The sequence below is a fragment of the Clostridium sp. Cult1 genome (assembly GCF_021655095.1).
GTDB lineage: Bacteria > Bacillota > Clostridia > Tissierellales > Tepidimicrobiaceae > Schnuerera.
In genome coordinates, this window is record NZ_PPXW01000001.1 from 317148 (window position 1) to 344072 (window position 26925).

The following is a 26925-nucleotide window of genomic DNA, read 5'->3' on the forward strand; positions in this document are numbered from 1 at the left end:
CTAAGGATTAGACTGGTTGTAGAGGAAAACTCCTAGACTGTTCATGGAAGAGGTATATTGGGGATTACAGTGCGGACTAAGTGGTAATCCAGTTCTACTCATGGCGACATAGTAGTGATAGAATTAAAGGGAAACCGCTGTTATGGCGACATACAGTTTCTATCAGGGAAATCCTGCTGGACCTTAAGCCGTAAGATTTACTCAATATACTGCCACTTTAAAAGCTGATAGCATAATGCTATCAGCTTTTTACTTAATAAATTAATGGGGGAACTAATATAGAATGAGTAAGAAAGATGAGAGTAATTTTTCAGATAAGTATAATTTAAGATGGATAATTATGGTTACCATATGGACCTTTATTATGGCGATGATTTTTAGTGTTGTTACGGAAGGATTAGTAAAGAACTTAGATATTTTTTTAGCATTTGTCATTTTAATTATTATTATTTTAATTGGAATCTTTTTTGATATTATAGGTATTGCTGTTACTACTGCTGAAGAGAAGCCTTTCCATGCAATGGCTGCTAATAAATTAGAGGAAGCTAGATATGCTATAAGGCTAGTTAGGAATGCAGGACAAGTGTCAAATTTTTGCAATGATGTAATTGGCGATATTAGTGGAATAGTTAGTGGGGCTGTTGGAACTACAATAATTTATAAATTAATAGAAATATATGATATTAAGAATGGAATATTGTTAAGTATTATAATTACTTCTTTAGTAGCTTCATTGACTGTAGGAGGTAAAGCCTTTGGTAAATCTATAGCTATATTATATTCTGAGAAAATTATACTTGAAACCGCTATTTTTTTTAATTTTATTAAAAGAAGATTAAAAATAGATCTACTCCCTGAAAAAAAGAAAAAAAATAACAAAAATAACAGGTAAAATAATTGATTCCGTTATAAACAAGGAGGATTATATGGAAAAACAAAGAGCAGATATACTTTTATTTGAGAAAGGATTAGCAGCTTCCAGAGAAAAAGCAAAACGAACAATTATGGAAGGAGTAGTTTTTGTTGGTAATAGAAGAATTGATAAACCCGGGGAAAAAATTAATGTAGATAGCGAAATTACGATTAAGGAAAATCCAATTCAATATGTTAGTAGGGGAGGATTAAAATTAGAAAAAGCATTGAATATTTTTAATATAGATCTAGTGGACAAAATTGCAATTGATATTGGAGCTTCTACTGGAGGATTTACTGATTGTATGCTAAAAATGGGAGCGAAAAAAGTTTATGCAATAGATGTAGGATATGGACAATTGGATTGGGAACTTAGAAATAATCCTAGAGTTGTGGTGAAAGAGAGAACTAATATTCGATATGTAACAAAGGATGATATTGGAGAATTGGCTGATTTTATATCTATCGATGTATCGTTTATTTCATTAAAGTTAGTTCTTCCTGTAGCTAAAGAACTGTTAACTAAAGAAGGTTCTATCATGGCTTTAATTAAGCCTCAGTTTGAAGCCGGGAGAAATAAAGTTGGTAAAAAAGGTCTAGTTAAGGATAAAATAATTCATAAAGAAGTTATACAAAACATGGTTGAATTCTGCAACACTATTGGATTAGACATTATAGACTTAGGATTTTCACCTATCACTGGTAGTACAGGAAATATAGAGTTCCTATCCCATATATGTAAATCTGATAATAATAAAAAAATGATAAGTGAAAAGACACTATCAAAGATTATAGATGATGCTCATGAAAGCTTACTAGTATAAGGGAGGAAAAGATGAAAAAGCACAGTCGACAGAGTGTTATTCTGGATTTAATCCAAAATTACGAAATAGAAACTCAGGAAGAGTTGGCAGCACATTTATTAGAAAAAGGTATAGAAATAACCCAAGCTACAATATCAAGAGACATTAAAGAACTAAGGTTAGTAAAAGTTCTAACTTCTAATAAAAAATATAAATATGCGACAATAGATAGCCAATATGATGGAATGAGTGAACGATTAATTAGAATTTTTAAAAGTTCAGTATTATGTATAGAAAGTGCTGAAAATATAATTGTTATAAAAACTCTACCTGGTGCAGCCCATGTTTGTGCATCAACAGTGGACAATCTAAATATTGACGGCGTAAAAGGAACAATTGCTGGATATGACACTATATTTATAGCCATAGAAGAGATAGAAAAGATGAACTCGATATTGGGAAATCTCCAAAATTTACTCAAATAATATGGGGGTATATACATGATAGTTGAGTTAAATATTAGTAACTTTGCTATTATAGATGATTTAAAAATTAATTTTACAAAGGGATTTAATGTTTTAACTGGTGAAACTGGAACTGGTAAATCAATAATTGTTGAAGGTATTGGTATGATTTTAGGTCAAAGAGCAAATAGAAATATGGTAAGGACAGGTAAGGAAAAATCAATTCTCGAAGGAATATTTTATTTAGATAATCCACAAAAAATAAATATGATTTTAGAAAATTTTGGGATAGATACAGATCCTTCTAATTATTTATTAATCTCTAGAGAAATACATAATAACGGTCGTAGCATATCTAGGGTAAATGGAAGAACTGTTACTCTGACTATGCTAAATAGAATTACCTCAAACTTAGTTGATATTCACGGCCAACATGAACATCAATCCCTTTTGGATGTTGAAAATCACATAAAATTAATTGATACTTTTGGAAATGTTGAATTAAGAACTCTACTAGGTAATGTAAAAGAAGCATATTTAGAACTGCTAAAAGAAAAGAAAAAATTAGAAGAACTGTCTTTGGATACCATAGAAAGAGATCGAGAGATAGATCTTTTAAAGTATCAAATAGATGAAATTCATGATGCTAATCTTTTAAAATATGATGAAGATGAGATTATGAGAGAATACAAAAAATTATCTAATATCAAGGAAATTGGACATAATCTAGGAGGAATAGCTGATAGTATAGGAAATGAAAACCAACATGGCATTTCTATTATAAGCAATATTAGCAAATGTATTTCTAATATGAAGAATATAATAAAATACGATAACGTATTGGAAGAGTATAATAATGTTTTAGAATATATTAGTTTTGAATTGCAAGATTTATATAGAAGTATTTTGGATTATTTAGAGAATATTAATATTGATGAAGAAAGGTTGGAATTTTTAGAAGATAGGATAGATATAATAAATAATTTAAAGAGAAAGTATGGAAGTACTATTGAGGATATTTTAAGATACAAGGATTCAATTGAAAAAAGATATGAAGAATTATTGAATAATGAAAAAGAAGTGGAAAAAACACTAAAAAGAATAGAAGCTATAAAAGACATATTAAGTGATTACTGCAATCAGCTAACCGAAATTAGAAAAATAATAGGCAAAAAAATTGAAGCATTGATTACAAAAGAATTAAAGGATTTAAATATGGAAAATGTAATTTTTAAAGTTGACTTTAAGAAATTAGATGATTTTACTCAAACAGGATGGGATCGAATAGAGTTCCTAATCTCTACTAATAAGGGTGAAGATTTAAAACCATTATCAAAGATAATTTCTGGTGGTGAAATGTCCAGAATTATGCTAGCTTTCAAAAGAATATTAGCAGATTATGACAATATTCCCTGTTTAATCTTCGATGAAATAGACACAGGAATTAGTGGAAGAACTGCACAAATAGTAGGTGAGAAAATAAAAATGATTTCAAAAAAACATCAAGTAATTTGTATTTCTCATCTACCTCAAATTGCAGCTCTTGCGGATACTCATTTTTTAATTGATAAACAAATTAATAATGATAAAACTAGTACATTTGTAAGGAAATTAAAAAAACAAGAAAGAATTGATGAATTATCACGATTATTAGGTGGAGTAGATTTGACAGATACAACTAAACTTCATGCAAAAGAAATGTTAGAAATGTCAAAAAAATTGGATGTAAAGAGTTAGAAAAATTTAGAAAGCTGCTTTTATTCATATGGAAAGGACTTCTAAAAAAACTAGTTTTAGGAGTCCTTTTTTTAATTTTTGATTTTTTCCAATATGTAATTTACTTGTCATTATTAAAAATATTTTTGGAGAATAAATAAGATGAAAAAAGGCTAAATTATATTTACGCTAAAAAATATTTTGGAGGTGAATATGAAAGAGGGAAAATTAGGGGAGTGATTTCAATTTGAGTAGATATAAAGAATATAAAAAAATATTTTCTTTATTGATTTTAATATTCACTTTTTTTTATATACTCCAAATTTCAAATATATTATATTATCCTGCTGAGATAAAAATTGCAAAAGGAGAAAACAAGAGTATAGATGTATTATTTCCATTTTCTTTAAGTGCATTGCATGATGAAGATACTATAGTACAATCCACCTATAATCAAAGTTCAACAAATGGATTAACAAAAAGCTATAAAATAGACGGTATTGAAGCCGGAGAAGCTAAATTTCAGTTAAAACTTTTAGGAATAATACCAGTTAAAAAGTTTGATGTAAATGTGGTAAAAAGACAATATTTAGTGCCTGGTGGAAATGCATTAGGAGTCAGATTAAATACGAAGGGAGTTTTAGTTGTAGCTGTAACAGATGTATTAGGAGTAGATGGTAAAAGGTATAATCCAGCTAAGGAAGCAGGGATAAAAACAGGTGATAGCATATTAGAAATAAATGATATTAAGATTAAAGATGCTGAACATGTAGTAGATTTATTAAATCAGATAGAAGATAAAAAAATCAAAATTGTTGTTGAAAGAAATAAAATAAAATTCGAAACAAAAGTGACTCCAATAAAAAGTATGCAGGATAACTGTTATAGATTAGGTATATGGGTACGAGATAAAACTGCTGGAATAGGAACTTTAACTTTTTATGACGAAGATAGTAAAGTATTTGGAGCTTTAGGTCATGGTATTACGGATATGGATACTGGGAATCTATTAAATGTAGAATATGGGAAGATCACAAATGCTAAAATAGCAAATATTGAACAAGGAAAAAGAGGTAGCCCTGGTGAAATAAGGGGAATTTTTTATGAAACAGAAAATATATTAGGAGAAATTATAAAAAACTCACCCTACGGAATATTCGGATTAATGGGAGATGAATTTATTAAGTCAAATAAAAGGAAGGCAATTCCTATTGGCTTTAAAGAAGAGGTTAAGGAAGGAAAAGCCCATATATTGACTACTATTGATAATAATAAAGTAGAGAAGTTTGAAATTGAAATATTAAAAGCTCAACCACAGCAATTTCCTAATCAAAAAAGTATGACTGTTAGAATAACAGATAAAAAATTATTACAAAAAACCGGTGGTATTGTTCAAGGAATGAGTGGAAGCCCTATAATACAAGATGGGAAATTAGTAGGTGCAATAACTCATGTATTTGTAAATGATCCTGCTAAAGGATATGGTATTTATATTGAATGGATGTTAGAACAACTTACACCAAATTATCAAACAAATGAAAAGCTTGTAGATAATCTTAAAAGATAGGCAAAGCCTATCTTTTTTATGAAATAAACAAAAAATTTTATAAAATAGAAGGAAACAGCAATTGTTTGTCGAATAGTTAATTATACCAATAATTAAAGAACAGGGGGTAGTTTAATTGGATAAAATGAAGGTTTTGATTGTAGATGACAATCGAGAATTTTGCGAAATTTTAAGTAAATTTTTAACCATGGAAGGGGAATTTGAGGTAATTGGTATTGCAAAGGATGGATTGCAAGCCTTAGATATGATAACGGAGGTAAATCCTGATATCCTAATATTAGATATTATTATGCCACATTTAGATGGGTTAGGGGTATTAGAGGCATTACATAGTCTTAATTTAGAAAAAATGCCTAAAGTTGTAGTTCTATCAGCAGTAGGTCAGGATCAAATTACTCAAAAGGCTATTCAATTAGGAGCTAGTTATTATGTGGTTAAACCTTTTGATTTTAAAGTATTCATAAAAAGACTTAAAGAAATTGCTGGTGAAGATAAAAAAGAAAAACTATCTAAAAAAGATGATTATATTAACATTCCAAAGATTAATAGTTCTTTAAATCTGGATACAACTAAGAGTTTAGAAGCTAGGATTACTAATATAATACATGAAATTGGTGTACCTGCACATATAAAGGGTTATTTATACTTACGTGAGGCTATATCTATGGTAATTCAAGATATGGAGTTATTAGGAGCTGTCACTAAAGAATTATATCCTAATATAGCAAAAAAGTTTAAAACAACACCTAGCAGAGTAGAGAGAGCAATTAGACACGCAATCGAAGTAGCTTGGACAAGAGGAAAGGTTGATACAATTGATAAGATTTTTGGATACACTGTCAACAACAATAAAGGAAAACCTACCAATTCGGAATTTATAGCTATGGTAGCTGATAAATTGAGGCTTGAGTTGGAAATGATGGAAGGGAGCATGTAAATTTAACCCCATAAAGTGATTAATCACTTTATGGGGTTAAATATCTTTTTTCACAAAGGTTAATATTATGTTATAATAAATCCGATAGCAACTTATTAGAATGTCAATAGTTGGCAATAATATAAGGTAGAAATCTTGGAGGATTAATATGTATATAAAAGGGATTGTGAAAAAAGATAGGAAAACAAAAAAATTAATAGAAAGATTAGTATATGGAGACATAGCTTTAATTGCTCATAAGGATTTAGATGAAGTGGCAGCTCTTTCATTGGTGGACAAAAAAGTGAAATGTGTAATAAATGTCAGTGAAACTATAAGTGGTAGATATCCAAATCAAGGGCCATCTATTTTGGCTGAAGCAAATATTCCCATATTCGAATGCAATAATGACATATTTGAACAAGTAGAGGAAGGTCAAGTAGTTGAAGTTATTGATAATAATATTATATATAAAGGTGAAAAAATTGCAGAATGTGAGTTTTTAGATAAAAAAAGAATTGAAGAACTATTAGATATTGGATATGCTAATATAGAAAAAGAATTAGAGAATTTTATAGAAAATACTTTAGAATATGCGAAAAGAGAAAAGGGCTTAGTAACTGGAAAGATTCCCATACCTAAAACTAAAACAAAGATAAATAATAAGCATGTGTTGGTAGTAGTCCGGGGCAGGGATTACAAAATGGATTTAGAAGCAATAAAATCATATATAGACGAAGTAAAACCAATATTAATAGGAGTAGATGGTGGAGGAGACGCTCTATTAGATTTTGGATATACTCCACATATTGTTGTTGGGGATATGGATAGTATATCTGATAAATGTTTAAAGCTGGCAAAAGAAATAATAGTACATGCGTATCCAGATGGTAGGGCTCCAGGATTAAAAAGAGTGGAGGATTTAGGTTTAAAGGCTCAGACTTTTCCAGCGCCTGGCACAAGCGAAGATATTGCCTTTTTACTAGCCTATGCTAATGGAGCAGACTTAATAGTAGCAGTAGGTACACATACTAATATGATAGATTTTTTAGAGAAGGGTAGAAGTGGAATGTCCAGTACATTTTTAGTAAGGTTAAAGGTAGGTTCAATACTAGTAGATGCTAAGGGAGTAAATAAGCTATATCATAGTTCTTTTAAATTGAAGTATGTTGTAGGAATTACAATTGCAGCTTTAATACCAATATTAGTTGTAACATTTATGCATCCTTTGCTAAAAGATCTACTACTTCTTTTAAAGATAAGAATTCGTATAATGCTAGGATTGTAAAGGGGGATATTTATGATACCAAATATGAAATTCTATGTAATATCAATCGTTGCAATTTTTGCTGCATTAGGAATAGGCATATATATTGGCTTCACTCTTGATGCACAAAGTTTTATTGTGGAACAGAAAGAAGATATTGCAGCTAAAATAGAGGAGAGATTTGACTTTTTATCAAATGAAAATCAACAATTAAAATCATCTATAAAAGAATTAGAAGGAGAAAAAGAAATTTATAAGTATTTTATTGATTCAACTTATGAGGAAATAGTTAGATCAAAATTGAAAGATGTTAATGTAGCAATTATTGAAACTAAATCAGATTACATGTATTCTGGAGTAGGACAAATTTTAGAGACAGCAGGTGCTAATGTTGTTAATGTAACCACTATAGGAGATAAAATAATAAATGAAGAATTATTGAAAGAGGCATATAGTGAATTAGGGATATCAATATCTGATAATCTAGTATCAAATAGTATTATGGAATTATCGAAGTCTATTATAAATGGTGAAAAAACTGATTTAGTGACAAAATTAATAGATAAGGACTTTATTGACGTAGTAGGACTTGTTAATGAACCTGTTGACTATATAATATTAGCTGGTGGCAGTATAAAAGAAGAAAAAAATAGGTTAATAATGGTAGATAAGGTTATAATTGAAACTGCAAAAACTTTTAATAAATCAATTATTGGAATTGAAAAAGAAAATACAAACTATTCTTATATTGAGGATTATAAAAAATATAGAATTAGTACTATTGATAACGTTAATACAAATATTGGAAAAGTATCTCTTGTTTTAGCCATGGAAGGCAGACCTGGACATTATGGTGTAAAACCAACAGCAGAAGAGTTAACTCCTAGGTCTAGTTTGCCAGCGTTAGAATACTCTAAGGAGCGATAGTATGAATAATGGACGTATATTAATAGTAGTACCAGTATATAATGAAGTCGATAAAATTGGAGATACCATAAAAGGGTTAAAAAAGGTAAAGCTAATAGATGAAATATTAATTATTGATGATGGTTCTACAGATGATACTGCTAAAGTACTCGAGAAATTTGATGTTTCAATAATTTCTTTATCTAAAAACAAAGGAAAAGGCTATGCAATGAGAAAGGCAATAAAAGATAAGGAATATGATTTTATTGGATTTGTGGATGGTGATTTAGGGGAAACAAGCAAAGAAGTTGAAAAATTAATTAAGCCTGTTATATCCAATGAAGTTGATTTTACAATAGCTAAGTTCCCCCAATCCTCCTCAAACACCAAAACTAAAGGAGGTTTTGGATTAGTAAAGAAATTAGCTAAAAAAGGAGTTTATTTTTATACTAAGAAAGAGATTAATACTTCTCTATCAGGACAGAGAGTGTATAAAAAGGAAATTATGAAACATATGAAGTATATTCCTAATAGATATGGAATAGAAGTAGCTATGACTATACAAGCTTTACAAAATGGTTTTACCTTTAAAGAGGTACCAGTCAATATGACTCACAGATATACAGATAGGTCTTTAAAAGGATTTAAGCATAGAGGAAAGCAATTTTGGGATATATTAAAAACTTTAATAGTAATGTTTTTTAGAAGGTGACATGAATGAGCTATATAAATATTTTAAGTTTTATTATTAGTCTAGTATTATCTTATGTAGGTATACCTATGATTTTTAATATGTTAATAAAAAATGATACAATAAGACAAAACTATAAAGGGGAGGGTATTCCCATTTCAATGGGATTATCCTTTGTATTTATTCAAGTAATTTCTCTTTCTATTACTTCATTAATTATTGAAGATAATATAAACTATACTATTTATTATTTATTTTCTTTTATACTGATAGGATTAGTAGGATTATTAGATGATCTAATTGGAGATACACATATAAAGGGTTTTAAGGGTCACATAAGATCTTTTTTTAAAGGTAATCTTACTACAGGAGGTATAAAAGCAGGTATCGGTTTTTTTGTAGCCTTAATTGTTTCAATCTTACTCAGTAAAGATATCGTAGAAATTGTTGTTAATACTTTTATTATTGCATTATTTACAAACTTGATTAATTTATTTGATCTAAGACCTGGACGGTCTATTAAAGTTTTTATTATTATTTCAATAATTATGATAGTTTTAAGCATTACTAAGGATTATAATTTCTTTTTTTATTCTTTTTATGGTATATTAATGGTATATTTTCCTTTAGATTTAAAGGCAAAGGCAATGATGGGAGATGTAGGTTCAAATACATTAGGCATTACGTTAGGTGTATATTGCGTATATAGTCATAGCTTGCCAATAAAAATAACATATATATTATTTTTATTGGTAATACATATATTGGCAGAGAAACTTTCTTTTTCAGATATAATTGATAATAATAAGATATTGAAGTTTATTGATAATTTAGGTAGATAGGAGTGATTAACCTGTTAAGTTATAGAAAAGCAATAGTAGTTGAAATATCAGAAGAGCATCCAAAGGTATCCTGGGTGAAGGTTGAGATAGATAATTCAATTTCGAAAGCAATTAACTACAATGATCTTACAGGGACTATTAGAGAAGGAGATGTTGTAATTATTAATACTACTGCTGTTGAATTATCGTTAGGAACTGGAGGAGTTCATTTTGTCATATTTAATTTCAGTAATCAATCTAAGATTCTGGATGGTAAAGGACATATTATGAAATTAAGATATACTCCTCACCAAATAAGATGTTTAGCTGCAGAAGAGGAAGATAGTGAATATCATAATATATTTAATGAATTCAAATCCTTAAATGGGCATAAAGTTATCGTAGGAACATTACATAGTATGTTAGCTCCAATTGCTGCTATGCTAAAGTGGTTAAATGATGATATTAAGATAAATTATCTAATGACGGACGGTGGTTCATTACCAATATACTTTAGCAATACTGTAAGAAATTTAAAAGATAAGGAACTGATTTATAAGACTATTACGATTGGTCATGCTTTTGGTGGAGATTTGGAGTGCACCAATATATATACTGGCTTAATTGCTGCTAAAGAGATATTAAAAGGAGATGTAACGATTGTTACAATGGGGCCAGGAATAGTTGGAACAGGAACTAAATACGGTTTTAGCGGAATAGAACAGGGGCAGATTATTGATGCAGTAAATACTTTGGGCGGGGAAGCAATTATAGTACCAAGGATTAGCTTTAAAGACTCAAGAGAAAGACATTTTGGTTTAAGTCATCATACAAAAACTGTATTAACTGAAATCACCAAAACTACTGGAAAAATAATTATACCTATATTAGATGAGGAGAAATTAAACATACTAAAAAGTCAGATTGAAAAGCTTAAACTTTATGAAAAATATGATATTATATATGAATATGGAGATAAAATTGTAAAAGCCTTAAATTATTTTAACCTTGAAGTCAAAACTATGGGAAGAGGCTATGAAGATGATAAAGAATTCTTTGAGACATTAGGTGCTGTAGGATTTCATATTAATAAAGAGTTAATATAGGGGAGGAATGATTTAATGAGTTATGAAGAAAAGACTATGAAATCAGAAAAAATCTATGAAGGTAAAATACTTAATTTAAGAATAGATACAGTTGAACTACCTGATAAAAAGTATTCTAAAAGAGAAATTATTGAACATCCTGGGTCTGTGGGGATTGTTCCAATAACAGAAGATGGTTATATGATTTTAGTAGAACAATTTAGAAAACCCGTTGAAAAGATGCTTTTAGAAATCCCAGCTGGTAAAATTGAGATTAATGAAGAACCTAAAGAGACAGCCTTCAGGGAACTTGTCGAAGAGACTGGGTATACAGCAAAAAAAATGGAATATATATTTGAGTTTTACACCTCTCCTGGATTTTCTGATGAAAAAATATATTTGTTCCTCGCTACTCAGTTAGAGTTAGGTCAAGAAAAACCAATGGAAGATGAATATATTGAAATAAAAAAGGTAAGTATTGAAGATTTGATTAATATGGTTAATCGAGGACAGATAACTGATAGTAAGACAATAATTAGTATATATTTTGCAGAAAAGTATATTAATCAAAAAAGATAAGGTAGTGATAATATCCTCCTAAAAAGCATATTATTTCATATAGGCTTGTATTAATTGAAGGGAGGATTTATCATTGCCTAATAGGATTAAGAGATGGCTATTTAAGCAATTTCAAGATAATTTTGTAATTTACTTTCTAATAACAATTACCTTTGTTATTGGGATAATAATAGGTTCTATAACTATAAAGATTTTAGATTTCAATCAAAAAAATGATATCATGTTATTTCTAAATTCTTTTTTTAAAAGCATTGATGGAAGTAAGCTTAGTAGTATTTCTATTTTAAAACAATCTTTAGTAGATAATTTTAAAACTGTTGGTATCATGTGGTTATCGGGTATGATATTTATAGGTATTGCTTTGGTTCCAATAACTATACTGTTTAGGGGTTTTGCTTTAGGATTTACCGTCGGGTTTCTCGTTTATGAATATGGATTACAGGGATTGCTTTTTTCTGTTATGGGAATTCTACCGCAAAATCTATTGATCATTCCTAGTATCATATCTATTGCTTCTATAGGAATGGCTTTTTCAATTAACTGTATAAAGACTAGGAGAACAAGAATTAACCAGGTGAATATATTAGCAAAAATTATTGATTACACTATTTTAATTTCCTTTTTTTCTATCATTTTATTCATAGGTACCTTGATAGAAGCGTATATATCACCGATTTTTTTAAGATTGTTAACAGATTACTTGAAATAATATTGTTATTAGAAGGAATTTATGAAATTATGTTGAATAAGTATATATCAGTAAATAAAGGAGAACTAGTATGTCTAAATCAATTCTAGAAAAATATATAGATTATATTAACAATGAAAAAGGCCTAGCTTCCAATACTTTAGAAGCCTACGTAAGGGATATAATCCAATTTAAAGACTATCTTATTGAGAATAATATTGAGGATAGTACTCAGGTTAACAAAACAGTAATTATTACATATTTAATGTATTTGCAAAAAGTTGGAAAAGCTACTTCCACTATTTCAAGGAATTTAGCTTCTATTAGATGTTTTTATCAATACTTATTGAATAATAATATGATAAATGAAGACCCTACTCATAATTTACGTTCACCTAAGTCTGAAAGAAAGCTTCCTAATATATTGACTAAGGATGAAGTAGATATATTACTATCTCAACCATGCGGAAACAATTTTAAAGGGGCAAGAGATAAGGCTATGTTAGAGCTTTTATACGCAACAGGAATTAGGGTTTCCGAAATAATCGATTTAAATATGGACAACCTTAATTTGGAATTAGGATACCTAGCTTTGGATGACCATAATGAGGCTGGAAGAATTATTCCTGTTGGAAGTGTTGCATTACAACATATGAATCTATATGTAAATAGATATAGAGAGGAAGTAATAAAAGATAAAGAGGAAAAAGCATTGTTTCTAAATTATTATGGGAAAAGATTAACTAGACAAGGATTTTGGAAAATAATAAAAGAATATACTAAAAAATCAAATATTGACAAGAAAATAACTCCTCATACTTTAAGACATTCTTTTGCTGTTCATCTATTACAAAATGGTGCAGATATTAAAACTGTTCAAGAGATGCTTGGACACTCAGATATTTCTACAACTCAGATATATTCTTTTGCAATGGATAATAAAGAATTGAAGGATGTTTATCAAAAAACACATCCTAGAGCATAGGAGGTAAGATTATGAACTGTATTGAAAAGATTAGCAATAGTATCAAATACATCAAAACTAAATCAAAGGAAGTTCCTGATATAGGCTTAGTTCTTGGTTCAGGGTTAGGTAGTTTAGGAGACAAAATTAATAACCCAATAGCTATAGAATATAAGGATATTCCCAACTTTCCTGTGTCAACAGTAGAAGGACATAAAGGACGTTTAATATTAGGCCAATTGGGAAATAAAAATGTTATTGCAATGCAAGGTAGGTTTCATTATTATGAAGGGTATTCCCTTGAAGATGTTGTCTTCCCAATTAGAGTTATGGTAGGTCTTGGGATAAAAACCTTAATTGTAACTAACGCTGCAGGCGGAGTCAATAGAAATTTTTCTCCTGGAGATTTAATGATAATCAATGATCATATTAATTTTACAGGCCAGAATCCTTTAATTGGTAAAAACTTTGATGATTTAGGACCTAGGTTTGTTGACATGACAAGGGCTTATGATAAAAATCTAATAGATATAGCAAAAAAAGCTGGCGAAAATTTAGGGGTGAGTTTAAAGGAAGGTGTATATATGTGGCTTACTGGTCCAACATATGAAACACCCGCTGAAATAAAATTAGCTAGTATTTTAGGAGCATCAGCAGTAGGCATGTCTACAGTACCAGAAGTAATAGTAGCTAAACATCAAGGCATAAAAGTACTAGGCATATCCTGTATAACAAATATGGCAGCTGGAATCTTAGATCAACCCTTAAATCATGATGAAGTTATTGAAACATCTTTAAAGGTAAAGGATAAGTTTGAAAAATTAATGATAGAAATATTGTATAATATTTAGTCGGGGTGAAGTGAATGAGAATGTATGATATAATCAAGAAAAAGAGGGATGGAGGAGAACTAACTACTAAAGAGATTGAGTATTTTGTTAAAAATTATACTCATGATAACATACCAGATTATCAAACTTCAGCCCTTTTAATGGCAATCTATTTTAATAAAATGAGCAAAAGAGAGACTTTAGATCTAACAAGGGCTATGGTTAATTCTGGCGATAAAGTTGACTTGTCAGGAATTAAAGGGTTAAAGGTTGATAAACATTCTACAGGAGGCGTTGGAGATACAATAACATTAATATTAGGACCAATGATAGCTGCTTGCAGTGTACCCTTTGTTAAAATGTCTGGTAGGGGATTAGGCCATACTGGAGGAACTTTAGATAAACTGGAGTCAATAAAAGGTTTTAAAGTGGAATTAACTGATGAAGAGTTTGTAAGAAATTCTAATAATATAAATATAGCCATTTGTAGTCAAACTGCCAATATAACTCCAGCAGATAAAAAAATATACTCTTTAAGAGATGTTACAGCTACTGTGGAGAATTTGTCACTAATAGCTAGTAGTATAATGAGTAAGAAACTTGCTATTGGTTCAAATGCTATCATACTGGATGTAAAGGTTGGTAGTGGAGCTTTTATGAAAAATATTGAAGATGCAATTGATTTAGCTAAAGAAATGGTAGATATAGGGATAGGTTATGGACGAGAGACTGTAGCTTTAGTTTCTAATATGGATGAACCATTAGGAAAAGCCATTGGAAACTCTTTGGAGATAAAAGAAGCTATTGAAACCTTAAAAGGCAAGGGGCCAAAGGATTTACTTCAACTTAGTTTGGAATTGGGATCAAAGTTATTGCTATTAGCTAAAAAAGTTGAAACAGAAGAAGATGGAAAAGAACTTTTAGAGGAAATGATAAATTCAGGTGCAGCCTACGAGAAATTTAAAGAGTTGGTAATGTGGCAAGGTGGAAATATAAATCAAATAGAGAATCCTGAGCTTTTACCAAAAGCAAAATATATAATAGAAGTAAAAAGTGAAAAAGATGGCTATATTAAATCATTAGATGCTGAAGAAATTGGAAAATGTGCTTTAAAGTTAGGTGCGGGGAGAGAAACTATGGATTCAACTGTTGACCTTTCAGCAGGAATTGTATTAAATAAAAAAATAGATGATAATGTAAAAAAAGGAGAGGCTTTAGCTCAAATTCATGCTAATGATATGAACAAGGTTATAGAAGTAGAAAAAGATTTAAGAAATTTATTTATAATAGGAGAAAAAAATAAAGAATCTAAAAAACTAATATATGGATATATAACTAAAGACAGTGTCAATCTTTATTAGTGAATTTAAAAACACCCTATGGTTAGCAAATATAGGGTGTTTTTAAATTCACTAAATAGAATATTTTTACTTTTAAAGAATAGTTTGTATAACTAAAGAATTGAATGGATAATATAAAAGTAAACATTAATTTAGGAGGTTGTATAGTGAATAAGAGAATAATTTCTATAATTTTATTATTTATTATTTGGCTTACTATACCATCAAATGCTTTTGCTAATGATGAATTAAATATTCAAGCTAAATCTGCTTTGCTTATGGATTATCACACAGGTGAGATTATCTATGAAAAAAATTCCCATGAGAAAGTACCACCTGCAAGCATCAGCAAGATTATGACTCTTTTACTAGGTATGGAAGCTTTAGAAGCTGGGAAAATCAATCTATCGGATAAGGTGAGAATTAGTTCCCATGCTGCAGGAATGGGTGGTAGTCAATTATGGCTAGAGGAAGGTGAAACCCAAACTGTTGAAGATTTATTTAAATCCATTACCATTAGATCTGCTAATGATGCTTCAGTAGCCTTAGCTGAACATATAGCAGGAAGTGAAGAAATATTTGTGAAGATGATGAATGAAAAAGCAAAATCATTAGGGATGAAGAACACTAATTTCATGAATGCCTCAGGTCTTCCAGATGAAAATCATTTTGTTTCAGCATATGATGTGGCTTTAATGTCAGCAGAGCTATTAAAACATAAACAGATTCACAATTGGCTAACTGTCTATATGGACGAAATTCTAGTAGGAAAAAAGAAGGATAAGGTGCAGAGTCTAGTTAATACCAATAGACTGATAAAGGAATATGAAGGAACTACAGGGATTAAAACTGGATCTACAAGTGAAGCTGGTTATTGTCTTGCAGCATCAGCCAAAAGGGGAAACTTACAGTTAATAGCTATTGTTATGGGGAGTGATACTTCTAAGATTAGGTTTAATGAAAGTATGAGATTATTAGACTATGGATTTGCTAATTATGACTCTATTACAATAGGTAGGAAAGGTGATGTATTAGGAAAAGTTAATGTTCATAAAGGAAATACACCATATATAGAAGCTGTTTTAGAAAAAGATAGTTATATCCTTTTATCAAAAGGTAAGGAAGGAAATATTAGCAAGGAAATACTCCTACCTGAATTTTTAGAAAGTCCTATAGAAGAAGGACAGGAGATAGGACAAATGATTGTAAAGATTGATGGCAAAGAGGTAGATAAAATAAAATTAGTGTCAAAGACTGGAGTAGATAAAGCAGGTTTTAAGGAAATGTTTAAAAGAACTCTAAAGAGCTTTCTAATAAATAAATGATTTAAATATTCATTTGTATTTTCTGTTAAAACATAATAAAATATAGTAAAGATAATAAAACCTCGACTATTAGGTCGAGGTTCTAATAATTGGAAATAGAAAGAGGTAATAATATGAGCTATGATTTTTTGTTTAGATTACCAGGATTACTAGTAGCAATAGTAATACATGAGTTTTCCCATGGCTGTGTAGCCTATGCATTAGGAGATAATACAGCAAAAGATTCAGGAAGATTAACTTTAAATCCGTTGAAACATATAGATTTAATAGGCTTTATTTTTTTATTTTTATTTAAATTTGGATGGGCCAAGCCTGTGCCTATTGACTCTAGAAATTTTAAAAATAGAAAAAGAGGTATGATAGCAGTATCTTTAGCTGGACCTTTTTCCAATTTTATAATAGCATTAATTATTGGTTTTATTTTATCTATAAATATTGTTTCAAATAATATATTATTCAATATATTGTTTATTATGTTATGGTATAATTTAATGCTAGGAATATTTAATTTATTACCTTTTCCCCCCTTAGATGGATCAAAGGTTTTAGCAAGTCTATTGCCAATTAAATATGAATATCTCTTTTATAAGAATGAGAAATATCTATATATTATTTTAATCTTATTAATTGCAACAAATTCAATTAATAGAATATTAGGTCCAATTATAGATTTTAGTTTAAAAATATTAATTAAAATAATTACTTAATAGGAGTTTTTTTATGAAATACAAAGTCATTTTAGAAACATTTGAAGGGCCAATGGATTTACTGCTTCATTTAATAGAGAAGGCTCAGATCGATATCTATGATATTCCCATTAATGAAATAACAGAGCAATATATAAGCTATATAACTAAGATGGAGGAACTGGACTTAGAGGTGACTAGTGAATTCTTAGTTATGGCGGCTACTTTATTAGAAATTAAATCTAAATTGCTATTGCCACAAATAAAAAATGAAGATGGGGATGAGCAGCTTAAAATGGAGGAGATGGATCCAAGACTAGAATTAGTAGAAAAGTTAGTTGAATATAAGAAATATAAACTTGCTTCAAATAAATTTCGTGATTTAGAAAATATACAAAGCAAAGTCTATTATAAGCCTCAAGAAGATCTTTCTTACTTTGCAGATGAAGAAAACAATCTAGAACAAATGGACTTACAAAATCTAGTTAAGGCATTTAGTAATCTATTGGCAAAAAAGAAAAAAATAGATGTATCTTTCAATATAAATGAAATTCAAAAAGAAGAATATACTTTAGATGAATACATTGCTAAGATAAAAAAAGTGCTTCAAGAAAAGAAAAATATAAAATTTAGTACCTTATTAGGAGAAAGTCCTAATAGAAGGGAAATAGTTGTAACATTTTTATCATTACTTGAACTAATTAGAACTAAAAACATTAGAATTCATCAAGAAGATAATTTTTCAGATATCATAATTATTGGAATTAGTAAAGAGGGTGCATAGTTTATGGACAAGAGAGAGTTAAAAGCAGTTATTGAGGCATTACTATTTATATGGGGGGAACCTTTATCTATAAAGGATATTTCAAGCATATTGGAAATAGAAGATAAAGAAGTAAAGAATATAATTGATGAAATGGTAGATGAATTTAATTATAATAGAAGAGGATTAGAAATAACAAGGATAAATAATAGCTATCAATTATCAACAAGGCCAGAACACTATCCTTGGATAAGTAAGTTGTCCAAGGAAAAAGACAGTAAAAACCTTTCTAATGCGGCACTAGAGACTCTATCCATCATTGCATATAGACAACCAATAACTAGAAATGAGATAGAAACAATTAGAGGTGTACGTTGTGATAAAGCTCTCGAAACATTATTAAATAGGGATTTAATAGAAGAAAAGGGTCGATTAGAGAGGACTGGGCGACCTATAATATATGGAACTACAAATGAATTTCTGAGATATTTTGGATTAGAAGATCTAGATGAATTGCCATCTCTTATTAATTTTGATTTACAAGATGAAGAAACAGAAGATTTAGAAGAATAATACAAACCTTTGTATTATTCTTCTTTTTTATGGAAAAAATAGAAAATAGTAAGACCATTGAGTTTTGGGGTGAATAAATGAGGTATTTTCTTACTTCAATATTAATTGTTACGATTGTACTATTAATATTGCCAATAAAATTTAAGATTAAATATAAATACAAAAATGGGGACAGTAGATTGAACATTACCACATCTTATATATTTGGATTACTTAAACCAGAAATCTATCCTTTTGATAAAGAGAGAAGACCTAGAAAATATGAAACAGAGGGAAAAGATAGGATTAAATCTATTTATAAAGATAGTGGATATAAAAAATTTATTCAGATTATATGGGAAAAGCTAATTTTAGAGCAGATTTTATGGGAAACTAAAATAGGATTTGAAGAAGCATTCCTTGTGGGAATTATTTCAGGAAGCCTATGGTATTTTAAAAGTATTATTATTAGTTTATTGCTTGCCAAAAAAGATGTAAAGAAATTAAGTTATAATGTAAAACCAATTTTTAATCAAAATCAATTAGATATTCAATTTAACTGTATAATTAAAATAAGAATGGTTTATATTATAACTGTATGGATTTGGATAATAAGATTAAATAAAGGTGGTGAAAAGTTTGGTAGAACATCCAATAGAAGGTCTAATGAAAACTACTATGAATAGTTTAAAAGAAATGGTAGATGTAAATACAATTATTGGGGATCCAGTACAATCACCTGACGGATTGGTCATAATTCCTGTTTCTAAGATTTCCTTTGGTTTTGCATCTGGAGGTAGTGAGTTCAATAAAATAAATATGAAAAGGGAAGAGATAGATAGCAATAAACTTCCATTTGGAGGAGGTAGTGGAGCAGGTGTTTCAGTGCAACCTGTTGGATTTATAGTAGCAGGAAATGATCAAATAAAATTACTAACGGTAGATGAGGGGAATACAGCCTTAAGTGGTTTATTTGATTTCATGACTAAATTAGCTGATAATATTCAAAAATCAATTAATAAAGAAAAAGGATATCCTGACAATACTGTAAATATGGATAATGTTCAAAATCCAACATAAGAAGCAGAATTTTCTGCTTCTATTACTTTATTTTAAGGAGGTCTGTTTTTGAGTAGAAAAATAACTATAATTATTTTAATAATAACTTTATCCTTAGGAAAAGCTTCTTATTGTCATAAGCCAGATATAAATGCTCAAAGCGCAATTCTAATAGACGCACAATCTAAGAGAGTTCTAGCTAGCTATAATCCTCATACTAAATTACCGATAGCAAGCACTACAAAGATAATGACCGCTTTACTGGCTTTAGAAAATGGAGAATTATATGATAAAATTAATGTAGATATAAATGCTGTAGGAATAGAGGGTTCGAGTATATATTTGGAAGAAGGTGAAGTGATAACTTTAGAAGATTTATTATATGGGTTAATGCTTAGATCTGGTAATGACTCAGCTGTAGCTATAGCAGAATATTTAGGTAAAAACATTGAAGATTTTGTTAAGATGATGAATGAAAAAGCGAAAAATATTGGGGCTGAAGATACAAATTTTATGAATCCACATGGACTACACCATGAAAATCACTATTCAACTGCATATGATCTAGCATTAATAACTGCAGAAGCTATGAATTTTGAAGAATTCAATCAAATTGTTAGTTCTAAAACATGGAAAGCCAATAGAGATAAGAATAATATTTTTTATAATAAAAATAAGACTTTATGGGAATATAAGGGAGGAGATGGAGTAAAAACTGGCTATACTACAAAATCAGGTAGGTGTTTAGTTACTAGTGCTACTAGAAATGGAACTAAATTGATTGCAGTAGTATTAAATGATAGTAATTGGTTTGATGATTGCTATAGATTAATGGATTATGGATTTGACAATTTTACAACCTATGTAATATATGATAAAAATCAATTCATGAAGGAAATCCCAGTAACTAATGGAAGCAAAGATTATATACATGCAGTCTCTAAGAATTCATTCCTATATCCATTAAGTGACGAAGAATTAGATGAGGTAAAAATAAATATAAACTTACCTAAAACCTTGGAAGCCCCTATAGATAAAGATGAGATCATAGGTGATATAACAGTTTATCTTGAAGGTAAAATTATTCATAAAGGAAAAATAGTTTCAAAAGAAAAGGTAGAAAAATTAGGTATGATAAGAAAGTTTATTAAGAAAATAAAAGATTAATAAAGCCTAAGGGCTTTTCTTTTTTATATTAAATTTAAGTTAATTAACTCAAAAATTTAATGTGAATTAAATTTTATAAAAGATGGGAAGAATTAGTTTTACAAAACCATTTTAAAAGGCTAAAATAAATATAGTATATATAAGGAGGTTGTAATTATGAGGTTGCAAAAGTATATAGCACAATCGGGAATAACCTCAAGAAGAAAAGCAGAAGAGCTTATTTTGCAGGGAAGAGTTAAAGTTAATGATAAAATAATTAGGGAATTAGGAACAAAGGTAAATCCTGAAAGTGATATAGTCAAAGTAAATAGTAAAATCATAGAGTTAGAATCAAAAAAAGTTTATATAATGTTAAATAAACCTGAAGGTTACGTAACAACGTTAAAGAGCTATTATAATGATAAAATTGTATCAGATTTGATTCAAAATATAGATGAAAGAATATTTCCTGTAGGTAGACTTGATAAAGATACATCTGGTTTACTCCTTATGACCAATGATGGTGATTTAGCATATAAATTGACTCATCCTAGTCATGAAGTACTGAAAAAATATATTGCATTAGTAGAGGGAATACCCAATAATAAAAAATTAAACAAATTTAGAAAAGGACTAAAGATTGATGGAAGAATGACAGCTAAAGCATATATTAGGATTGTTAAAAAATATAGGGAATCGTCACTGTTGGAAATATCCATTCATGAAGGAAGAAATAGGCAAGTTAGAAAGATGTGTGAATATATTAAGCATCCAGTAATGAAACTAAAAAGAATAGCAATAGGGGCGTTAGAACTTGACGATCTTGAAGTAGGTAAGTGGAGGCATTTGACCGAGAAAGACATCAGATATTTGAAATCTCTTTAATAAAACAAGACTCTATACGACATATTATCTTATATTCAGCTTTATTTTTTTCTAGCTTTGAATTATAATTAACATAGGAGTGAATAAAGTAATGATAGTATTGCGCCAAATAGAAAAAGATGATTATTCCAATGTTAAATCTATTCTTAAAGTTAATGGAATTGAAGATGATCTATCTCAAGGAATAATTTACATTATAAATGATGAGGATTGTATTATGGGTGTAAGTAAAATAATTATTAAGGACAATTATGGAATATTAAAATATGTGGTTGTAAAAGAGAAGTTTAGAGGTTTAAATTATGGAGACAGTCTTTTAAGGGGAATCTTATTTAAGTGTAAGTCTATGGGTATTAATAAAGTATATTATCATAGGTATGATAGCTATTTATTAAAAAAAGGATTTACGAATAATAAAACTTCCATTTTAGTTGATCATAAGTTATATACAGAGGTAGATAATATTTTAAATAATACCTGTTGTGGTGGTACAAATGGGGTTTAAACATTTCATTAATGCGGTAGAAACAGCGAAAAAGATTATGCATCATTATATTAAAGAAGGTAATATAGCTATAGATTGTACTGTAGGTAACGGAAATGACACTATTTTATTAGCTAAACTAGTAGGTAATAGTGGAAAAGTTTATGGATTTGAGGTTCAATCCATAGCTTTAAATATAACTAGAGAAAAACTACTAAAAGAGAAATTAGGAAATAATGTAATCCTTATTAATGAAGGTCACCAAAATGTCGACAAGTATGTTTTTGAAAAAGTTGATTTTATCATATATAATTTAGGCTATTTACCTGGCGGCGATAAGAGAATCAAAACCGAAATTAACACTACATTGGAAAGTTTAGAAAAATCTTTATCTTTATTGAAAAAGAATGGGTTATTGTTGATAACATGTTATACTGGACACAAAGGAGGATTAGAAGAGAAAGAGGGAGTAGAGAGTTTTCTAAATACTCTTAATCAAAAGGAATATAATGTTTTAGAATTTAAATTTTTAAATCAAAAAAATAATCCGCCAGTACTTTTTGGCGTAGAAAAATTATAAAATTGGAGGGATTAATAATGGCAGGAGTAAAAATTACTGATACTATTCTAAGAGATGCTCATCAGTCATTAATTGCAACTAGAATGAAAACTGAAGATATGTTACCAATAGCTAATAAATTAGATAAAGTAGGTTTTTATTCTCTTGAAGTATGGGGAGGGGCAACTTTTGATGCTTGCTTGCGTTTTTTAAAAGAAGATCCTTGGGAAAGATTAAGAGTATTAAGAAGGGCTTTTAAAAATACAAAATTGCAAATGCTACTAAGAGGACAAAATTTACTAGGTTATAAACATTATGCAGATGATGTTGTAGAAATGTTTGTTAAAAAATCTATTGAAAATGGTATTGATATTATTAGAATTTTTGATGCATTAAACGATCCACGGAATATTAAAAAATCTATTGAAGCAACTAAAAAATATGGCGGTCATGCCCAAGCAGCTATATCCTTTACAACTAGTCCTGTACATAATAATGAATATTATATTAACTTAAGTATTGAAATGGAGAAGATGGGCGCAGATTCTATTTGTATTAAAGATATGTCTGGGATACTAATGCCATATGAAGCTGAAAAATTAGTTAAAGGATTAAAAGAGAATATTTCAGTTCCTATTCAAATTCATTCCCACTTTACTAGTGGAATAGCTAATCAAACTTATATGAAGGCAATTGAAGCTGGAGCTGATATCATAGATACTGCTATTTCACCTTTGGGTATGGGAACAAGCCAACCAGCGACTGAGTCTATGATAGCATCTTTACAGGGTTCACCATATTATCCAGATATAGATATGGATCTTTTACTAGAAATTACAGATTATTTTAAGGAGTTAAGGGATAAATACGAGAAAGAAGGGTTATTAAATAGTAAAGTACTTAATGTTGATGTTAGAACCTTAAAATATCAAGTACCTGGGGGAATGCTTTCAAACCTAGTTTCCCAATTAAATAGTCAAGGAGCATTAGATCGGTTTGATGAAGTTCTTGAAGAAGTGCCTAAAGTTAGAGAAGATTTGGGTTATCCTCCTTTAGTTACTCCTATGAGTCAAATGGTCGGTACAACGGCAGTTTTCAATGTGTTATTAGGAGAAAGATATAAAATGATTCCAAAGGAAGCTAAGAATTACGTTAAAGGTCTTTATGGGAAACCTGCGGTACCAATAAAAGAAGAAATAAGAAAGAAAATTATTGGAGATGAGGAAGTTTTTACAGGAAGACCAGCGGATTTAATGGAACCGGAACTAAATAAGTTAAAAGAAGATATTAAGGAATATATAGAACAAGATGAAGATATTTTAACCTATGCATTATTTCCTCAAGTTGCCATTGATTTCTTTAAGTATAGACAAGCTGAAAAATATAGAATCGATACTGAACTATTAGATGAAGAATTTAAAACTTACCCTATATAAAACGAGCCTTTAAAGGCTTGTTTTTTTTCTAAATAATGAAACAAAACTTGCAGAATAAATAATACTAGCAAAAATATGAAATAAATCTTGCATAATTGGTATATTTTTGTTATTATAATAGTAGAAAATATGACAATAAGGGGGAACTTACTTTGAAAACATTGGAAAAGCTCAATGTGGAAAAGGAATTATGCAAAGGCTGCGGAATATGTGTTGCATTTTGCCCAAAGGATGTATTAGCAATAAAAGATGAGAAAGTAGTTATTAAAGATCTGGACTCTTGTATTCAATGTGGTCAATGTGAATTAAGATGTCCTGACTATGCAATTTATTTAGGAGGTAAATAAAATGCCAGAAAAAAATGTAAGATTAATGCAAGGTAATGAAGCTTGTGTAGAAGGTGCCATTGCAGCCGGTATGAAGTTTTATGCTGGTTATCCAATTACTCCTTCAACTGAAATAGCTGAACTTTCTGCTGCTAAATTACCGATGGTAGGCGGTAAATTCATTCAAATGGAAGACGAGATTGCAAGTATTAGTGCTATAATAGGAGCTTCTTTAACTGGAAAAAAATCAATGACTGCAACTAGTGGACCTGGTTTTTCACTTAAACAAGAATGTATAGGATATGCTATTATATCGGAAGTTCCTTGTGTTATCGTTAATGTTCAAAGAGGAGGTCCTAGTACTGGATTGCCAACATCACCTGCACAAGGTGATATAATGCAAGCAAGATGGGGTACTCATGGGGAGCATTCTATTATTGCGTTATATCCTTCTACGGTAAGAGAAATTTTTGATACTACCATTAAGGCCTTTAATTTGTCAGAAAAATATCGAACTCCAGTCATATTATTGATGGATGAAGTAATTGGTCACATGAGGGAAAAAATAGAAATACCAGATGAAGATCAGATTGAAATATATTCTAGAAAGAAACCAACATCTAGTCCAGAAGATTACCTTCCTTATAAGGTTAAGGAGGGAGAGATAGTGCCAGAAATGGCAAGTTTTGGTGAAGGTTATAGGTTCCATGTAACTGGCTTAGTTCATAACGAAACGGGTTTTCCTACAAACAATAATAAAGTAGCTGAAGAATTAATCGCTAGATTAGTCAATAAGATTGAAAATAATTTAGATGATATTATAGATTATGAAGAATATAAACTAGAAGGTGCAGAAGAAATTATAGTTGCTTACGGGGCTACCGCTAGGTCGGTGAAATCTGCTATTGATGAATTAAGACAAAGTGGTCATAAAATAGGTATGTTTAGACCCATTACAATTTGGCCAGTAGCAGAAGAACAAATAGAAAAAATAGCTAAAGATGTAAATAGAATTACAGTTATAGAAATGAATATGGGACAATATTTTAACGAAATAGATAGAATTGCTGGTAAGCATACAAAAGTTGATAAATATGGTCGTATAGATGGAGAGCTAATTACTCCAGATGAAATTATCTATTATATAAAAAGGGGGAGGGGTCAAATTGCCAAGTCAATTAATTAACAAATATTATAGAACAGAAAGTCTACCACATATCTGGTGTCCAGGTTGTGGAAATGGAATAGTTACTAGGGCCATTGTAAAAGCTATTGATAATATTGGGTTAAACCAAAATGACGTATGTATTGTGTCTGGTATCGGATGTTCATCTAGAGCTTCTGGATATTTAGATTTTAATACTATACATACAACTCATGGAAGAGCCTTGGCTTTTGCTACTGGAATTAAATTTGCTAATCCAAAGTTGCATGTTATTGTAATTACCGGCGATGGTGATTGTGCTGCTATAGGAGGCAATCATATGATTCATGCTGCAAGGAGAAATATTGATTTAACGACAATTGTATTTAATAATAATATTTATGGTATGACTGGTGGCCAATATTCTCCAACTACACCAACAGGAGACAAAGGGACTACAGCTCCATATGGAAATATTGATGCCAATTTTGATTTATGTGAATTATCTAAAGCAGCAGGTGCAACTTACGTAAGTAGGTCGACAGTATATGGTGCACATATGATAATTAAACAGGTTGAGGAAGGAATAAAAAATAAAGGCTTTTCTTTTATAGAAACCTTAACTACTTGTCCAACTTATTATGGAAGAAAGAATAAAAAAGGCGATGCTATTGATATGATGACCAATTTAAAAGAGATTACAGTAAACAAGGTAGCTTATGAAAAACTTCCAGAAGAACAACGAAAAGGTAAAATTGTTATAGGAGAATTATATAAGGGAGAAAGACCGGAGTATACCGATAAGTATAATCAAATAATAGAATCTTTTTAAAGGAGAGATTTAATATGGTACATCAAGAGTTAAGATTGAGTGGTTCAGGCGGTCAAGGGCTTATTTTAGCTGGTATTATTTTAGCAGAAGCTGCATTGCATGATGGTAAAAATGTAGTACAATCCCAGTCTTATGGACCGGAAGCAAGAGGAGGAGCTAGTAAGGCGGAAGTTATAATT

The 26925-nt window shown here is 29.7% G+C and carries 31 protein-coding genes; all 31 read left to right on the top strand.

From position 1 onward, the window contains the following. Positions 1-283: 283 nt before the first annotated feature. Positions 284-892, top strand: a complete 609-nt coding sequence (locus tag C3E89_RS01420; protein WP_236910713.1) for a hypothetical protein — start codon at positions 284-286, stop codon at positions 890-892. Positions 893-926: 34 nt separating this feature from the next. Beyond that, positions 927-1736, top strand: a complete 810-nt coding sequence (locus C3E89_RS01425; RefSeq protein WP_236910714.1) for a TlyA family RNA methyltransferase — start codon at positions 927-929, stop codon at positions 1734-1736. Between the two features lie 11 nt (positions 1737-1747). Next, positions 1748-2200 (top strand): arginine repressor, encoded by a 453-nt coding sequence (argR, locus tag C3E89_RS01430; protein ID WP_236910715.1) that lies wholly within the window; start codon positions 1748-1750, stop codon positions 2198-2200. Positions 2201-2215: 15 nt separating this feature from the next. Then, positions 2216-3916, top strand: coding sequence for a DNA repair protein RecN (recN, locus tag C3E89_RS01435; protein WP_236910716.1), 1701 nt, complete (start codon positions 2216-2218; stop codon positions 3914-3916). A 226-nt stretch (positions 3917-4142) separates the two neighbouring features. Beyond that, entirely contained in the window at positions 4143-5462 is a 1320-nt protein-coding gene (gene spoIVB, locus C3E89_RS01440; RefSeq protein WP_236910717.1) for a SpoIVB peptidase, read from the top strand. A gap of 124 nt (positions 5463-5586) precedes the next feature. Next, positions 5587-6399 carry a sporulation transcription factor Spo0A gene (gene spo0A, locus C3E89_RS01445; RefSeq protein ID WP_236913423.1) on the top strand — a complete coding sequence of 271 codons (813 nt, stop codon included), beginning with the start codon at positions 5587-5589 and terminating at the stop codon, positions 6397-6399. Between the two features lie 148 nt (positions 6400-6547). Then, positions 6548-7666, top strand: coding sequence for a putative cytokinetic ring protein SteA (steA, locus tag C3E89_RS01450; RefSeq protein ID WP_236910718.1), 1119 nt, complete (start codon positions 6548-6550; stop codon positions 7664-7666). A gap of 12 nt (positions 7667-7678) precedes the next feature. Next, the gene (locus C3E89_RS01455; RefSeq protein ID WP_236910719.1) at positions 7679-8572 is read left to right on the top strand and encodes a copper transporter; all 894 of its coding nucleotides are present in this window, start codon (positions 7679-7681) and stop codon (positions 8570-8572) included. Position 8573: 1 nt separating this feature from the next. Next, positions 8574-9263 carry a glycosyltransferase family 2 protein gene (locus C3E89_RS01460; RefSeq protein ID WP_236910720.1) on the top strand — a complete coding sequence of 230 codons (690 nt, stop codon included), beginning with the start codon at positions 8574-8576 and terminating at the stop codon, positions 9261-9263. A 5-nt stretch (positions 9264-9268) separates the two neighbouring features. After that, entirely contained in the window at positions 9269-10084 is an 816-nt protein-coding gene (locus C3E89_RS01465) for a glycosyl transferase (protein ID WP_236910721.1), read from the top strand. 2 nt (positions 10085-10086) lie between these two features. Further along, a complete protein-coding gene (locus tag C3E89_RS01470; RefSeq protein WP_236910722.1) occupies positions 10087-11169 on the top strand; it encodes a DUF3866 family protein in 1083 nt (360 codons plus the stop codon). 15 nt (positions 11170-11184) lie between these two features. After that, positions 11185-11727: an NUDIX hydrolase gene (locus C3E89_RS01475; protein ID WP_236910723.1), complete on the top strand. Its 543-nt coding sequence runs from the start codon at positions 11185-11187 to the stop codon at positions 11725-11727. 73 nt (positions 11728-11800) lie between these two features. Then, entirely contained in the window at positions 11801-12436 is a 636-nt protein-coding gene (gene spoIIM / locus C3E89_RS01480) for a stage II sporulation protein M (RefSeq protein WP_236910724.1), read from the top strand. A gap of 70 nt (positions 12437-12506) precedes the next feature. Further along, complete coding sequence (gene xerD / locus C3E89_RS01485; protein WP_236910725.1) at positions 12507-13400, top strand: site-specific tyrosine recombinase XerD; 894 nt, start codon at positions 12507-12509, stop codon at positions 13398-13400. Between the two features lie 11 nt (positions 13401-13411). Further along, on the top strand, positions 13412-14230 hold the full coding sequence (locus C3E89_RS01490; RefSeq protein ID WP_236910726.1) for a purine-nucleoside phosphorylase: 819 nt from the start codon (positions 13412-13414) through the stop codon (positions 14228-14230). Positions 14231-14244: 14 nt separating this feature from the next. Continuing rightward, positions 14245-15570 carry a pyrimidine-nucleoside phosphorylase gene (locus C3E89_RS01495; RefSeq protein ID WP_236910727.1) on the top strand — a complete coding sequence of 442 codons (1326 nt, stop codon included), beginning with the start codon at positions 14245-14247 and terminating at the stop codon, positions 15568-15570. 146 nt (positions 15571-15716) lie between these two features. Continuing rightward, positions 15717-16874: a D-alanyl-D-alanine carboxypeptidase family protein gene (locus C3E89_RS01500; RefSeq protein WP_236910728.1), complete on the top strand. Its 1158-nt coding sequence runs from the start codon at positions 15717-15719 to the stop codon at positions 16872-16874. 113 nt (positions 16875-16987) lie between these two features. Continuing rightward, on the top strand, positions 16988-17581 hold the full coding sequence (locus C3E89_RS01505) for a site-2 protease family protein (protein WP_236910729.1): 594 nt from the start codon (positions 16988-16990) through the stop codon (positions 17579-17581). A 13-nt stretch (positions 17582-17594) separates the two neighbouring features. Next, a complete protein-coding gene (locus C3E89_RS01510) occupies positions 17595-18344 on the top strand; it encodes a segregation and condensation protein A (protein WP_236910730.1) in 750 nt (249 codons plus the stop codon). A gap of 3 nt (positions 18345-18347) precedes the next feature. Then, complete coding sequence (scpB, locus tag C3E89_RS01515; RefSeq protein ID WP_236910731.1) at positions 18348-18896, top strand: SMC-Scp complex subunit ScpB; 549 nt, start codon at positions 18348-18350, stop codon at positions 18894-18896. Positions 18897-18973: 77 nt separating this feature from the next. Continuing rightward, positions 18974-19561: a DUF2953 domain-containing protein gene (locus tag C3E89_RS01520; protein WP_236910732.1), complete on the top strand. Its 588-nt coding sequence runs from the start codon at positions 18974-18976 to the stop codon at positions 19559-19561. Further along, complete coding sequence (gene ytfJ / locus C3E89_RS01525; protein WP_236910733.1) at positions 19515-19955, top strand: GerW family sporulation protein; 441 nt, start codon at positions 19515-19517, stop codon at positions 19953-19955. The genes C3E89_RS01520 and ytfJ overlap by 47 nt, the downstream gene beginning before the upstream one ends. 48 nt (positions 19956-20003) lie before the next feature. After that, positions 20004-21101 (top strand): D-alanyl-D-alanine carboxypeptidase family protein, encoded by a 1098-nt coding sequence (locus C3E89_RS01530; RefSeq protein WP_236910734.1) that lies wholly within the window; start codon positions 20004-20006, stop codon positions 21099-21101. Positions 21102-21257: 156 nt separating this feature from the next. Further along, positions 21258-21965, top strand: a complete 708-nt coding sequence (locus tag C3E89_RS01535; RefSeq protein WP_236910735.1) for a pseudouridine synthase — start codon at positions 21258-21260, stop codon at positions 21963-21965. 91 nt (positions 21966-22056) lie between these two features. Beyond that, positions 22057-22470, top strand: coding sequence for a GNAT family N-acetyltransferase (locus C3E89_RS01540; protein WP_236910736.1), 414 nt, complete (start codon positions 22057-22059; stop codon positions 22468-22470). Then, the gene (locus tag C3E89_RS01545; protein WP_236910737.1) at positions 22460-23029 is read left to right on the top strand and encodes a tRNA (mnm(5)s(2)U34)-methyltransferase; all 570 of its coding nucleotides are present in this window, start codon (positions 22460-22462) and stop codon (positions 23027-23029) included. The genes C3E89_RS01540 and C3E89_RS01545 overlap by 11 nt, the downstream gene beginning before the upstream one ends. A gap of 17 nt (positions 23030-23046) precedes the next feature. Further along, positions 23047-24444 (top strand): oxaloacetate decarboxylase subunit alpha, encoded by a 1398-nt coding sequence (locus C3E89_RS01550; RefSeq protein WP_236910738.1) that lies wholly within the window; start codon positions 23047-23049, stop codon positions 24442-24444. A gap of 152 nt (positions 24445-24596) precedes the next feature. Further along, positions 24597-24791: a 4Fe-4S binding protein gene (locus C3E89_RS01555; protein WP_236910739.1), complete on the top strand. Its 195-nt coding sequence runs from the start codon at positions 24597-24599 to the stop codon at positions 24789-24791. A gap of 1 nt (position 24792) precedes the next feature. Beyond that, positions 24793-25956: a 2-oxoacid:acceptor oxidoreductase subunit alpha gene (locus C3E89_RS01560; RefSeq protein WP_236910740.1), complete on the top strand. Its 1164-nt coding sequence runs from the start codon at positions 24793-24795 to the stop codon at positions 25954-25956. Then, positions 25937-26746 carry a 2-oxoacid:ferredoxin oxidoreductase subunit beta gene (locus C3E89_RS01565; RefSeq protein ID WP_236910741.1) on the top strand — a complete coding sequence of 270 codons (810 nt, stop codon included), beginning with the start codon at positions 25937-25939 and terminating at the stop codon, positions 26744-26746. The genes C3E89_RS01560 and C3E89_RS01565 overlap by 20 nt, the downstream gene beginning before the upstream one ends. 14 nt (positions 26747-26760) lie before the next feature. After that, on the top strand, positions 26761-26925 hold a 165-nt coding region (locus tag C3E89_RS01570; RefSeq protein ID WP_236913424.1), incomplete at its 3' end, for a 2-oxoacid:acceptor oxidoreductase family protein.